The sequence below is a fragment of the Roseococcus sp. SDR genome (assembly GCF_019083995.1).
Lineage (GTDB): Bacteria > Pseudomonadota > Alphaproteobacteria > Acetobacterales > Acetobacteraceae > Roseococcus.
This window is the reverse complement of the sequence record NZ_JAHRCU010000014.1, coordinates 116,395-129,704: the sequence shown is the minus strand read 5'-3', so window position 1 is coordinate 129,704 and position 13,310 is coordinate 116,395. Positions and strand designations below refer to the sequence as shown.

Genomic DNA, 13,310 nt, shown 5'->3' with positions numbered 1-13,310 from the left:
TGCCAGCGGCGGCTGGCAGGCTGTTTGTGATACCTTGACCGCGCTGCGCTCACTCCGCGCGGTCTGCCCTTTGCCGGCTGGATGCTACAGCGTTTCTGCGATTCCGCCTCCACGCTTCATGGCCTAGCGGAACGTATTTGCCAGGATTCGCGCGGTAGCGTGCGACAGCAGGAAAATAAAGGCGGTCGCCAAGGCTTGCCAGAAGAGCTCACCTGCGCGGGTACGGGCAACGGCGAGCACCCGCTCAGCAAACTTGCTCCATCCTTCCCAGAACTTCTTGGTCCTGCGCCGCCCCGTCTGGGATTTGGGCTGCTGCGACTTCGCCCTGGCGAGTTTGGCGCGGCGGGCCGCGGGGCGGGGGTAACCTCCTATTGAACATTTGAATCTCCTCTCGTGTTGCGTCGGGACTGGTGGGTCGGCGGGCCTCTCGGCCAGGGGCGGTACATCGGCTCCTCCATGCACTGGATGATCATCTGAGGCATATTCAAAGCACATATTGATCGTAAGTCAAGCACTAAATTTGCGGTCCATATGTAGCCAAAATTGCAGTTCGTGTGCGCCCCGCGAGGTTCGCGCAATTTTCTTGCGTGGTGCATTTTTTTGACGATTCGCGAGCAGATTCACGGGGGTAGCGGTTGGTGGTCCCGTCTTTTGGCTTGCTAGCGTCAGGTTCCGGGTGTAGGAGCATGGCTCCATTCGCATCTGCTGCGCATTCGGTGCGCATCACAATCAACGGAACCCGCTATGTCAGCCACGATCTGCCGGAAGACAGTCGAGCTTCCACAGGATATCATTGATTTAATTAAGCAAATCAAAGAGACTAAGGGAATCAAGACAGACACGGATGCCCTGATCTTTTCCGTTCGGGAGGCAGCCAAGCTCACCCGCTCAGGCGCGCGCGATGCGGATGAGCTCATTGATTTTGTTGAAGATTTAAGCGATGTGGCTGGCGATGAGAAATTTCTGATCGTGGCTCCAAAGTCGCGTCCAGAGGAAACGACGCGGATCAGGGCGCCGCGAATTTTGGCGCGCATCTGATCTGTTCCGCCTGGTTTCTGCCTTGAGAAAAGCTGCTGGGGTTGTCGCTCGATTCCCGGGGGGGTGACCGCAGGCCGCGGTCACGTGGCGATCGCCGAGGCGCGCATCCATATCGCCGACACGCCAGCGAGCCTGGGCTCGACCATGGTGCGCGCGCTGACGGGTTGAATTTCTGACTTCTGGGGTAGGAAAAGGGCCGGATTCGTCCGGCCCTTTTGCGTTGTTATCATTGCGTTTTCAGAACGCCGATTTCCTCAACTCTCCCATGCGGAGAGGGGCTGCCCCTGCCTCGGGCTTAGGTCTATGTTCACTGGAATCCGCCCAGTCTCAGACTGGGGCAGGAATGCCGTGAACAAGGAAGGGCCGGGCCGCCGCAAGACGCGCCCGTGGAAAAAGAATGGCCGGAGTGGACATCCTCGCGAGTGCGATGAATGGCGCGAACGCCGCCTATCTCGCTGATACCTACGCGCGCTGGGTCGAGAGCCCGGGTTCGGTGGACCCCTCCTTCGCCGAGCTTTTCGCCGCGCTGAACGATGATGCGCGCGCGGTGCTGACCGATGCGATGGGCGCCTCCTGGGCGCCGCGCCCGCGCGGCGGCTTCGCGCCGGCCGAGGAGGCCAAGCCCGCGCCGAAGGGCGGTGCGGCCGCACAGAGCCGCGCGACCGACCCCGAGGAAACGCGCCGCGCCGTGCTGGACAGCATCCGCGCGCTGATGCTCATCCGCAGCTATCGCGTGCGCGGCCATCTGGAAGCCAAGCTCGACCCCCTCGGCCTGCAGGTGCCGCCTGCCCATCCCGAGCTCTCCGCCGCCTTCTGGGGCTTCTCCGAGGCCGACCTCGACCGCCGCATCTTCATCGACAATGTGCTCGGCCTCGAGACGGCCACGGTGCGCGAGATCATGCAGCGCGTCCGCGCCACCTATTGCGGGCCGATCGGCGTCGAGTTCATGCACATCCAGGACCCTGACCAGAAGTCCTGGATCCAGCAGCGCGTCGAGGGCGCGCCCTGGGTGAATGGCTACACCGCCGCGCAGAAGCGCCAGATCCTGGTGCAGCTGACCGAGGCGGAGGGCTTCGAGGCCTTCTGCGCGAAGAAGTATGTCGGCACCAAGCGCTTCGGCCTGGAGGGCGGCGAGAGCACCATCCCCGCCGTGCAGACCGTGATCGAGACCGCGGCGCGCGAGGGCGTGAAGGAGATCGCCATCGGCATGGCGCATCGCGGGCGCCTCAACGTGCTCGTGAACGTCGTGAAGAAGCCCTACATGCAGGTCTTCTCCGAGTTCAAGGGATCGAGCTTCAAGCCCGATGACGTGCAGGGCTCGGGCGATGTGAAGTACCACCTCGGCACCTCGACCGATGTCGAGATCGAGGGCAAGCGCGTCCATCTCTCGCTGCAGCCCAACCCCTCCCACCTTGAGGCCGTGAACCCCGTCGTCGCCGGCAAGGTGCGCGCGCGGCAGGACATGGCGGGCGATGTGAAGACGCGCTCCAGCGTCATGGGCATCCTGCTGCATGGCGATGCCGCCTTTGCCGGCCAGGGCCTGGTCTATGAGACGCTGGCGATGAGCCAGCTCATCGGCTACCGCACCGGCGGCACGATCCACATCGTGACGAACAACCAGATCGGCTTCACCACCGTGCCGGCCCATGCCTATTCGGGCCTCTACTGCACGGATGTGGCCAAGGCGATCCAGGCGCCGATCCTGCACGTGAATGGCGACGACCCGGAAGCGGTGGTCTGGTGCGCGCAGCTCTGCGCCGAGTTTCGCATGCGCTTCCAGGCGGATATCGTGCTCGACATCGTCTGCTATCGCCGCCACGGCCATAATGAGAGCGACGAGCCGGCCTTCACGCAGCCCACCATGTACAGCCGCATCCGGCAGATGAAGACGACGCGCACCCTTTATGCCGAGCGCCTCGCCGCCGAGGGCGCGGTCACGGCCGAGGACGCCCAATCCATCCAGGATGCCTTCAACGCCAAGCTGGAGGAGGCCTTCGAGGCCGCGGCCAGCTTCAAGCCGAACAAGGCGGATTGGCTGGAAGGGCACTGGACCGGCCTCAAGGCCGTGGGCAGCACCGACCAGGTGGAGCAGCTGCACGACACCGCCGTCAGCCTCGACACGCTGCGCGAGGTGGGTGGCGCGCTCTGCCGCGTGCCGGCCGACTTCAACGCCAATTCCAAGATCGTCCGTCAGCTCGAAGCCAAGAAGACCGCGGTCGAGACCGGCGAGGGCATTGATTGGGCGACCGGCGAGGCGCTCGCTTTCGGCACGCTGCTGCTGGAAGGCCATCGCGTCCGTCTCTCGGGCGAGGATGTGCAGCGCGGCACCTTCAGCCACCGCCATTGCGTGCTGGTGGACCAGAACGACCAGCGCGAATACGCGCCGCTGAACCACATCCGTGAGGGTCAGGCGCGCTTCGAGGCCTTCAATTCCCTGCTCTCCGAGGCGGGCGTGCTCGGCTTCGACTACGGCTATTCGCTGGCCGACCCCAAGACGCTGGTGCTGTGGGAGGCGCAGTTCGGCGACTTCGCGAACGGCGCGCAGGTCATCATCGACCAGTTCATCGCCTCGGGCGAGACGAAGTGGCTGCGCATGTCGGGCCTCGTCATGCTGCTGCCGCACGGGCATGAAGGGCAGGGGCCGGAGCACTCCTCCGCGCGGCCCGAGCGCTATCTGCAGCTCTGCGCCGAGCGCAATATGCGCGTCTGCAACTTCACGACGCCGGCCAACTACTTCCACGCGCTGCGCCGCCAGCTCAAGGCGAATTACCGCAAGCCGCTGGTGGTGATGACGCCGAAGTCGCTGCTGCGCCACAAGCTCTGCGTCAGCAGCCTGGCCGAGTTCGGCCCGGGTTCGGCCTTCCGCTACGTGATCCCCGAAGTGGATGCGATCGCGCCGGAGGAGAAGGTGAAGCGCGTCGTCCTCTGCACCGGCAAGGTGTATTACGACCTGCTGCAGGAGCGGCGCGACAAGGGCGTGAATGATGTGGCGCTGATCCGCATCGAGCAGCTCTATCCCTTCCCCGCGAACAGCCTGGCGATGGCGCTGGCGCCCTACAAGAATGCCGAGATCGTCTGGTGCCAGGAGGAGCCCGAAAACATGGGCGCCTGGCACTTCGTGGATCGCCGGATCGAAAAGGTGCTGAGCGATCTGGGTGCGCCCGGCCGTCGCCCCGTCTTCGTCGGCCGCGAGGAAGCGGCGAGCCCGGCCACCGGCCTCGCCAAGGTGCACCAGACGCAGCAGGATGCGCTGGTGCGCGCGGCGCTCGGCCTTTGATGCGAAAGCTGGAGCGTCACCAAGTGACGCTCCAGGCCCAAATGGATTAAGACCAGTTCCAGGAAAAAGTGGAAAACCATGGCAACCGACATTCTCGTGCCCACCCTGGGTGAAAGCGTCAGCACCGCGACCGTCGCGCGGTGGCTCAAGCAGGCCGGTGAGGCGGTGGCCGCCGATGAGCCGCTGGTGGAACTGGAAACCGACAAGGTCACGGTCGAGGTGAATGCCCCCGCCGCCGGCGTGCTGGAGGCGATCGCCGCCCAGACCGGCGCCGAGGTCGAGCCGGGCGCCGTGCTGGGCAGCATCGCCGCCGGCGCGGGCAAGCCCGCCGCGCCCTCGACCGCCGCCGCCAAGCCCGTCGGCACCGGGGGCGGCTCCGTCGCCTCGGCCGAGCAGCATGGCACCGCCCCGGGCGGGCATGCGCCGGCCGCGACCCCCGCCCCGCTGCCCGCCGCCGCCAAGCTGATGGCCGAGAACAACGTCTCCGCCGCCCAGATCGGCGCCGGTTCCGCCAAGGATGGCCGGATCGCCAAGGGCGATGTGCTGGATTTCCTGAGCCGCCCCGCCGCGGCCTCGGCCCCTGCCGCTTCCGCCAAGCCCGCGCGCTCGCTCGAAGCCGGCGAGGAGCGGGTGAAGATGACGCGCCTGCGCGCCACCATCGCCCGCCGCCTGAAGGAGGCGCAGAACACCGCCGCCATGCTCACCACCTTCAATGAGGTGGACATGGGCGCCGTCATGGGCCTGCGGAACGAGTACAAGGACCAGTTCGAGAAGCGCCACGGCGTGAAGCTCGGCTTCATGAGCTTCTTCGTGAAGGCCTGCGTTGCCGCCCTGCAGGAATTCCCGGCCGTCAATGCCGAGATCGAGGGCGATGAGGTCATCTACCGCAACTTCGTCCATATGGGCATCGCGGTCGGCGGGCCTTCGGGCCTGGTCGTTCCGGTTCTGCGCAACGCCGACACCATGGGCTTCGCGGAGATCGAGAAGCGCATCGCCGATTTCGGCAAGCGCGTGCGCGATGGCCAGCTCAAGCTGGAGGAGATGGCGGGCGGCAGCTTCACCATCACCAATGGCGGCATCTATGGCTCGCTCATGTCCACGCCGATCCTGAACCCGCCGCAATCGGGCATCCTCGGCATGCACAAGATCCAGGACCGCCCGATGGCCGTGGGCAAGTCCATCGAGATCCGCCCAATGATGTATCTCGCGCTCTCCTACGATCACCGCATCGTGGACGGGAAGGAGGCCGTCTCCTTCCTCGTTCGCGTGAAGGAGGCGATCGAGGATCCGCGCCGCCTGATGCTGGGGGTCTGAGCCATGCGTTCGCGTGAAGGCCAGCTCAGCGACAACCGCCCCATCTCCCGCACGCGGCCGGAGAAGGAAAAGCAGCTGCGCGACCTGAAGGAAGTGCTGGCGGGGATGAAGGCGCATGCCACCCCCGCCCTGCGGGATTCGGTGAAGGCGAAGATCAAGGAATTGGAGGCGGATCTGGCGCAGCCGGCGCCGCCGCCGCGCGACCGGCGGCCGCCGCGCCGGGAGTTTTAAGTCTCCAGGGCTCTGCCCTGGACCCGCCGGGGCCGAGAGGCCCCGGACCCCAGGAATCAGATCAGCCTTGCTTCGCGGAGTGCAGCCTTCAACGCGGGGGGCAGGGACTCCATGCCCGACGCCGCCACGCCCTCCACTACATCGGGGGGCGCGTCTTCCGGCGACAGGTAGCGCCAGCCCTGGAAGGCCTTGGTCGCCCGTGCCTCCACCATCACCAGCTTCGGGTCCAGCACCAGGCCGGCGCAGGGCGTGCCGTCATCCCACTGGTCCTCGATGATGTCGATGATGCGCTGCCGCACCTGCAAAAATCCCGACACCACCCAGTAGATGCTGCCGCCATCGAGGATCTCCTCGCGCCGCTTGGGCATCATGCGCGTCTGATGGCGCAGCGGCGGGTCGGCCACGGCGCGCAGCTTCTGGATGGCGCGCAGCTGCGCGACATCCTTGGGGCCGACGGAGAGCTTCAGCATGTGCAGCATGGCCCCCTGCATGTGGCCCCGGAGCGGAGTCGGGCAAGCGGGGATGTTACGAGGGCGGTGGATTCGCCCCCGGTGCGGCTGCCAGCGCGCGGTTCGGCTGCGGCCGCAAGCTGGCATAGGCGACCGGGCCGAAATCCTGCAGCCGGCGCTCCACCGCCTGGAAGGCCGAACGCTCGCGCGCCGAGAGCGGCGCATCGGGCGTGCTGGTCCGGTGCGCCAGATAGCGCGCCAGCATGCCCGAGCCGCGGCGATGCGCGGCGGCGACCATGCCGCCTTCGGTGAGGCTGATCTCCTCCCCGTTCAGGCCGCGCACCGTACCGCCCTGGCGCGTCATCACGCCATTGCGCTCGAGCTGCACCTCGACGCGGCGGAGGAAGTGGGACATCGCGGCCTCCTGCGCGGCCGGATTGGCCAGGAAATCGGCCTCGCTGCGCACGCCATGGCGCTCGGCGAGCGCGGTCCAGCCGCCTTGGGCGTTCTTCCAGCCGAGGTCGAGCAGGCTGCTCGGCAGGAACTGGTAGCGGCCGAGCGCGCCGGAACGCGGGTTTCGCACGCCGTAGCCGTCCCGCGCGTGCTCGGCGCTGCGTTCGGCCTGGGCGATGCGCTGGCGGAATTCGGGGTTGGGCGCCGCCTCCCAGGGGCGGGGGCCGATGCCCGAGAGGGCCACGCCCCGGACGCGCGGCGCGGCCTCCTGCGCGGAGGCGAGGGCGACGGCGAAGCCACCGGGCAAAGGCTGGCGGGCGCGGGGCGCCGCGGCAGCCGGCTGGGCGGAGGGGACAGGGAGGGCGGCAAGCGGTTCCACGCCCCGATCATTGCCATGGAGGATTAACACGCGATGAAGCCGCGTCGCGCGGGATAGCCCTTCTCAGCCGTGCGCTGGGTCCATATCGTTCACTCTGGGTTTGAATGAATCGAGTGAGGATGGGTGCCCGTGCCGTCTGATGAAACCATGCCGCGGCGCGCCGCGGGAGCCGGCGAGCCACCCCGCGCCCCGGGCCGCCGGGCCGTGCTGGCCCTGGCCGTGCCGATGCTGGGCGGCTGCACCATGGTGGGCCCCGATTTCGCGCGCCCGCCCGCGCAGCTCGACACCAGCTGGGCCGCCGCACCCAATCTTCCCGTCAGCGCCTGCGTGCCCAGCGCCACCACCACCTGCCCGCCGGCCGATACCGCCTGGTGGCGCAGCCTGAACGACCCGACGCTCAACCGCCTGATCGAGACGGCGGCGGCGCAGAACCTCACCCTGCAACGGGCCGGCGTGCGCGTGCTGCAGGCGCGCGCCGTGCTGGCGGCCACCGTCGGCGCCTATTACCCGCAGCAGCAGCAGGCCTATGGGCTGCTGCTGGCCGAGCGCGCGAACACCAACAATGCCGGCGGCATCGCGGGCGGCACGCGGAGCTACAATCTGGGCCGCGCCGGCATCACCGCCGCCTGGGAAATCGATTTCTGGGGCCGCTTCCGCCGCGCCATCGAAGCCTCCGACGCCGACCTCGTCGCCTCCATCGCGGATTACGACAATGCGATGGTCAGCCTGCTGAGCGACGTGGCGGCGACCTATGTGAACATGCGCGGGCTGGAAGCGCGGCTCGCCATCACCAAGGCCAATATCAACCTGCAGCGGCAATCGCTGCGAATCGCGCGCGTGCGCTTCCGCGAGGGCGCGACCAGCGAGCGCGACCCCGACCAGGCGCAGTCGCAGCTTTCCGGGACCGAGGCGCTCGTGCCGGGCCTGGAGGCGCAGATCGAGCGCGCGCGCAACGCGCTGGCCGTGCTGCTGGGTGTCACGCCTGCCGAGGTCCGGCCCCTGCTGCAGCCAGGCCCGATCCCGCGCCCCCGCCTGATGGTGGCGACCGGCGTGCCGGCCGACCTGCTGCGCCGCCGGCCGGATCTCAGGCTCACCATCGCCAATGCGGCGGCGCAGAGTGCCCGCGTCGGCGTGGCGCGGGCCGATCTCTTCCCCGCCTTCTCGATCAGCGGCAGCTTCGGCTTCCTGGCGACGGATGCGGGCAGCCTGCGGCTCAATTCCGGCGGCGCCTGGCGCAATTCGACGAGCTTCACCGCCGGCCCCTCGGTCGTCTGGAACATCCTGAACTGGGGGCAGATCACCAACCAGGTGCGCGCGCAGGATGCGGTGCTCCAGGCCGCGCTGCTCACCTACCAGCAGGCCGTGCTGCAGGCGCAGCGCGAGGTGGAGGACGGGCTCGCCGCCTTCGCGGGCGCGCAGCAGGCCGCCGTCTCGCTGCGGCGCGCCGTCGCGGCCTCGCGCCGCGCCGCCGCCGTCTCGCTCACGCAGTATGAGCAGGGGCAGACGGACTACACGACGGTGCTGCTCAGCCAGCGCATCCTGCTGGAATACGAGGATCAGCTCGCCATCGCGGAGACCGACATCCCGCAGGGCCTCATCTCCGTCTATCGCGCGCTCGGCGGCGGCTGGGAGATCCGCGAGGGGCGGCCGCTCGTCACCGAGGCGACGCGACGGCAGATGGCGCTGCGCACCGATTGGGGCCCGCTGCTCGACTACGACGATGGCCGCCTGACCCCGCCGCGGACCCAGGGTCTGCTGCCTCAACCCACCTTCTAGCGTGAGCATCCCGATGATCCGACGTCATGCCAGCCTGCTGCTGATCACGGGCGCGCTGCTCGGCTGCAAGGAGGACAACACCTTCGTGCCGCCGCCGCCCCCGCAGGTGACGGCGGCGACCCCCGCGGTGGGGCCGGCCACGGAATATCTGGAAGCCACGGGCAGCACCGTCGCGGTCAGCGTGATTGACCTCGTCGCGCGGGTGCCGGGCTTCCTGCGCTCGATCGACTACGCCGATGGCGCTGTGGTGCGCAGCGGCCAGCGCCTGTTCCAGATCGAGCCCGACCAGTATCGCGCCAAGGTCCAGCAATCCGAGGCGCAGGTGCAGCAGAACCAGGCGCTGCTGGACCGCGCCAATGCCGAACTGGCGCGCCAGCAGCGGCTGATCAGCCAGAACGCGACCGCGCAGGCGGACCTCGAGCGCTGGCAGTCGCAGCGCGACCAGGCGCAGGCGACGCTGGCCGAGGCGCAGGCCAATCTCGCGCTGGCCCGCATCAACCTTGGCTATACCGATGTGACGGCGCCCTTCGACGGCGTGGCCGGCGCGCATATGGTGGATGTGGGCGCCATGGTCGGCGCCTCGACGCCGACGCGCCTCGCGACCCTGGTGCAGCTCTCGCCCATCCATGTGAATTTCTCGGTCAATGAGCGCGATCTGCTGCGCATCCGGCGTGAGCTGGACGGGCGGGGCATCCGCCGGCCGGACCAGCTGGGCGAGAACGCGCCGCCGGTGCAGATCGCGCTGGCGGGCGATTCCCAGTTCCGCATCGGCGGGCGGCTCGACTATATCGCGCCGCAGCTCGACCCCGCGACGGGCACGCTGCAGTTGCGCGGCCTCTTCGCCAATGCCGACCAGACTTTGCTGCCCGGCCTCTTCGTGCGGGTGCGCGTGCCGATCCGCACGCGGCCGGATGCGCTGATGGTACCGGAGGCGGCACTCGGCTCGAACCAGCTCGGCTCCTACCTCCTCGTCGTCGGCGCCAATTCCACCATCGAGCAGCGGCCCGTGGTGCTGGGCCAGCGCATCGGCACGCTGCGCGTGATCGAGGAGGGGGTGAAGGCGGAGGACCAGGTGGTGATCTCCGGCCTGCAGCGCGCCATCCCGGGCGCGCGCGTCACCGTTCAGCGCGGCACCATCGCGCCGCCCTCGGCCGAGCCGGTCACCGGCACGGTGGCCAATCCGACGCCCGCCGTCGCGACGCCCACCCGCCCGGCGCAATCGGCCCCCCAGGCGCAGCCCAGCCGATGATCTCGCGCTTCTTCATCGCGAGGCCCATCCTCGCCAACGTCATCGCGATGCTCTTCGTGCTGATCGGTGCCGTCTCGGTCTTCAACCTGCCGGTCGCGCAGTATCCGAACGTGGTGCCGCCCACGGTGACCGTCACCACCAGCTATCCGGGCGCCTCGGCGCAGACCATCGTGGACACGGTGGCCCTGCCGATCGAGCAGCAGGTCAACGGCGTCGCCGGCATGATCTACATGCAGTCGCAATCGGCGGCGGATGGCTCCTACAACCTCACCGTCTCCTTCGAGATCGGCACCGATCCGAACATGGCGCAGGTGCTGGTGCAGAACCGCGTCTCCTCCGCGCTCGCGCAGCTGCCCGCGCCGGTGCAGATGCAGGGCGTCACCACGCAGATCCATGCCAGCTCCATCCTGGAGATCGTGACGCTGGCCTCCAGCAATCCGCGGCATGACGGGCTGTTCCTCGCGAATTACGCGACGATCAACCTGATGCAGGAGCTGGCGCGTCTGCCCGGCGTGGGCCAGGTGCGCGTCTTCGGCGCGGCTGAATACGCCATGCGCATCTGGCTCGACCCCGACCAGATGCAGGCGCGCGGCCTGGTGCCGGCCGATGTGATCACGGCGCTGCAGCAGCAGAACCAGCAGGTGGCGGCGGGGCAGCTCGGCATGCAGCCCGCGCCCTCGGGCCAGGCCTTCCAGATCACGCTGAACATCCTGGGCCGCCTTGAGGATGTCTCGCAGTTCGAGGACATCATCATCAAGGCCGAGCCGGGCGGGCGCTTCATCCGCGTGCGCGATGTGGGCCGCGTCGAGCTGGGTGCCCAGACCTACAGCCAGATCTTCAACTGGAACGGCCGCGCCTCCACCGGTCTTGGCATCTTCCAGCTGCCCGGCGCCAATGCGCTGGAGGTGGCCGCACAGGTGAAGGCGACGATGGAGCGCCTCTCGCGCGACTTCCCCGAGGGCATGACCTGGGCCGTCCCCTTCGACACGACCGTCTTCGTGCAGGCCTCGATCCATGAGGTCTATGTCACGCTCATCATTGCGGGCGTGCTGGTGCTGGCCGTCATCCTCGTCTTCCTGCAGGACTGGCGCGCCACGCTGGTGCCGGCGACGACGGTGCCGGTCACCATCATCGGCGCCTTCGCGGCCATGGCGGCGCTGGGCTTCACCATCAACCTCTCCACGCTCTTCGCCATCGTGCTCGCCATCGGCATCGTGGTGGATGACGCGATCGTGGTGGTGGAATCCGCGGCCCATCACATCGACAAGGGCGAGGAGCCGCATGTCGCGGCCGGCAAGGCGATGGACGAGCTGTTCGGCCCGATCATCGGCATCACGCTGGTGCTGATGGCGGTGTTCCTGCCGGCCGCCTTCCTGCCCGGGCTGACGGGGCAGATGTACCGGCAATTCGCGCTCGTCATCGCCGCCACCGCGCTGATCAGCGCGATCAACGCGGCGACGCTGAAGCCCACGCAATGCGCCATGTGGCTGAAGCCCGCGACACCGCCCGAGAAGCGCAACATCTTCTGCCGGGTGTTCAATCGCGGCTTCGGCGTGGTGGAGGGGGGCTATACGCGGGTGGTCGGCTTCATCGTCCGGCATGCGCGCGTCTCGGTCGTGCTGGCGCTGGGCATGATCGGGCTGGCCGGCTGGGGGCTGACGCGGATCCCGACGGCCTTCATCCCGACCGAGGACCAGGGCTATCTGCTGCTCAGCGTGCAGCTGCCCGACGGCGCCTCGCTTGAGCGCTCGCATCGCGTGCTGACCGACGTCGAGACCGAGGTGCGCGCCATCCCGGGCGTCGCGCAGACCATCGTCATCACGGGCGTCTCCGTGCTGGACAACAACGCCACGCTGGTGAATGCGGGCGTGATCTACGTGATCCTGGATGACTGGTCGCTGCGCCCGCCCAGCAGCGGAAGAGACCTGCGCGGCCTCTACGCCACCATGCTGCGGCGCTTCAGCACCTATCAGGATGCCGCGATCAGCGTGCTGCCGCCGCCGCCCATCCAGGGCATCGGCAATGCCTCCGGCTTCTCGATGATGGTCGAGCTGCGGGACGGCGTCTTCGACTGGACCAAGCTGCAGCGCCTGACCGACACGGTGGTCGAGAACGCTTCCTCGCAATCGGCCATCAACCGCGCCTTCACCACCTTCCGCGCCGAGGTGCCGCAGCTGCGTGTGGAGGTGGACCGCGTGCAGGCCGAGGCGCTGCAGGTGGGCGTGGCGGACGTCTTCTCGACCGTGCAGAGCTATCTGGGCTCCACCTATGTCAACCAGTTCAACCGCTTCGGCCGCACCTTCCAGGTCTATGTCCAGGCGGATGGCGATGCGCGCATCAACCCGGACGACATCGGCCAGCTGCATGTGCGCAACCGCCAGGGCCAGATGGTGCCGGTGGGCGCGCTGGCCTCCTGGCGGATGGAGCTCGGCCCCTCGCTCATCAACCTCTACAACCTCTATCCGGCGGCGATGATCAGCGGCATCCCGGCGCAGGGCTTCAGCTCGGGCGAGGTGATGGGGCTGATGGAGCAGATCGGCCGGCATGTGCTGCCGCCGGGCACGGGCTTCGACTGGACCGCGCTCTCCTACCAGGAGGCGCAGGTGGGCAGCCAGATGTACTTGGTCTTCGCGCTCGCCTTGCTGCTGGTCTACATGGTGCTGGCCGGGCAGTATGAGAGCTGGCTCGCGCCGGTGGGCGTCATCCTCGCCGTGCCGCTGGCGCTGCTGGGCACGGCGGCGGCGCTGATCGGGCTTGGCATCGCGAACAACCTCTACACGCAGATCGGTCTGGTGCTGCTGGTCGCGCTGGGCTCCAAGAACGCGATCCTCATCGTCGAGGTCGCGCGCGAATTGCGGGCCAAGGGCATGGAGATCGAGGAGGCGGCGATCGAGGCGGCGCGGGTGCGCTTCCGGCCGATCATCATGACCTCCATCGCCTTCATCCTCGGCGTGCTGCCGCTGGCGCTGGCGACGGGGGCGGGCGCTTCGGCGCGCAACTCGATCGGCATCGCGGTGATGTCGGGGATGCTGGCCAATACCGGCCTCGCGGTGCTCTTCGTGCCGGCCTTCTTCACGGTGCTGCAGCGCTGGGAAGAGCGGAAGCGCAAGCCGAAGCCGGCGGAGAAGCCGGCTTCGAGCTGAA

General features: G+C 68.2%; 9 protein-coding genes. 7 read left to right on the top strand and 2 right to left on the bottom strand.

The window, feature by feature from the left end; all coding sequences use genetic code 11:
* Positions 1–744: 744 nt before the first annotated feature.
* The 4 genes from KTR66_RS16410 (at position 745) to KTR66_RS16395 (ending at position 5,860) form a co-directional block, all read left to right on the top strand.
* On the top strand, positions 745–1,038 hold the full coding sequence (locus tag KTR66_RS16410) for a hypothetical protein (protein ID WP_213614322.1): 294 nt from the start codon (positions 745–747) through the stop codon (positions 1,036–1,038).
* Between the two features lie 397 nt (positions 1,039–1,435).
* Positions 1,436–4,315, top strand: a complete 2,880-nt coding sequence (locus KTR66_RS16405; RefSeq protein WP_213614320.1) for a 2-oxoglutarate dehydrogenase E1 component — start codon at positions 1,436–1,438, stop codon at positions 4,313–4,315.
* A gap of 78 nt (positions 4,316–4,393) precedes the next feature.
* Complete coding sequence (odhB, locus tag KTR66_RS16400) at positions 4,394–5,629, top strand: 2-oxoglutarate dehydrogenase complex dihydrolipoyllysine-residue succinyltransferase (protein WP_213614318.1); 1,236 nt, start codon at positions 4,394–4,396, stop codon at positions 5,627–5,629.
* Between the two features lie 3 nt (positions 5,630–5,632).
* A complete protein-coding gene (locus KTR66_RS16395) occupies positions 5,633–5,860 on the top strand; it encodes a hypothetical protein (protein WP_213614316.1) in 228 nt (75 codons plus the stop codon).
* Between the two features lie 56 nt (positions 5,861–5,916).
* Here KTR66_RS16395 and KTR66_RS16390 read toward each other — a convergent pair whose 3' ends face one another.
* Both KTR66_RS16390 and KTR66_RS16385 read right to left on the bottom strand, forming a co-directional pair.
* Positions 5,917–6,339 carry a DUF1489 family protein gene (locus tag KTR66_RS16390; protein ID WP_213614314.1) on the bottom strand — a complete coding sequence of 141 codons (423 nt, stop codon included), beginning with the start codon at positions 6,337–6,339 and terminating at the stop codon, positions 5,917–5,919.
* A gap of 46 nt (positions 6,340–6,385) precedes the next feature.
* Positions 6,386–7,141: a hypothetical protein gene (locus KTR66_RS16385; RefSeq protein ID WP_213614312.1), complete on the bottom strand. Its 756-nt coding sequence runs from the start codon at positions 7,139–7,141 to the stop codon at positions 6,386–6,388.
* A 129-nt stretch (positions 7,142–7,270) separates the two neighbouring features.
* Here KTR66_RS16385 and KTR66_RS16380 point away from each other — a divergent pair, with 129 nt between their 5' ends.
* The 3 genes from KTR66_RS16380 to KTR66_RS16370 are packed head-to-tail and all read left to right on the top strand — an operon-like array spanning position 7,271 to position 13,309.
* Positions 7,271–8,917, top strand: a complete 1,647-nt coding sequence (locus KTR66_RS16380; RefSeq protein ID WP_213614310.1) for a TolC family protein — start codon at positions 7,271–7,273, stop codon at positions 8,915–8,917.
* A gap of 13 nt (positions 8,918–8,930) precedes the next feature.
* Positions 8,931–10,166: an efflux RND transporter periplasmic adaptor subunit gene (locus KTR66_RS16375; RefSeq protein WP_213614308.1), complete on the top strand. Its 1,236-nt coding sequence runs from the start codon at positions 8,931–8,933 to the stop codon at positions 10,164–10,166.
* On the top strand, positions 10,163–13,309 hold the full coding sequence (locus KTR66_RS16370) for an efflux RND transporter permease subunit (protein WP_213614306.1): 3,147 nt from the start codon (positions 10,163–10,165) through the stop codon (positions 13,307–13,309). Before KTR66_RS16375 ends, KTR66_RS16370 begins: the two co-directional genes overlap by 4 nt.
* The last annotated feature ends 1 nt before the right edge of the window (position 13,310 follow it).

Excerpts from the sequence above, each read along its gene's own strand:
- KTR66_RS16410 (WP_213614322.1), top strand. The coding sequence starts at position 745 with ATGTCAGCCACGATCTGCCGGAAGACAGTCGAGCTTCCACAGGATATC.
- KTR66_RS16405 (WP_213614320.1), top strand. The coding sequence starts at position 1,436 with ATGGCCGGAGTGGACATCCTCGCGAGTGCGATGAATGGCGCGAACGCC.
- odhB (WP_213614318.1), top strand. The coding sequence starts at position 4,394 with ATGGCAACCGACATTCTCGTGCCCACCCTGGGTGAAAGCGTCAGCACC.
- KTR66_RS16395 (WP_213614316.1), top strand. The coding sequence starts at position 5,633 with ATGCGTTCGCGTGAAGGCCAGCTCAGCGACAACCGCCCCATCTCCCGC.
- KTR66_RS16390 (WP_213614314.1), bottom strand. The coding sequence starts at position 6,339 with ATGCTGCACATGCTGAAGCTCTCCGTCGGCCCCAAGGATGTCGCGCAG.
- KTR66_RS16375 (WP_213614308.1), top strand. The coding sequence starts at position 8,931 with ATGATCCGACGTCATGCCAGCCTGCTGCTGATCACGGGCGCGCTGCTC.
- KTR66_RS16370 (WP_213614306.1), top strand. The coding sequence starts at position 10,163 with ATGATCTCGCGCTTCTTCATCGCGAGGCCCATCCTCGCCAACGTCATC.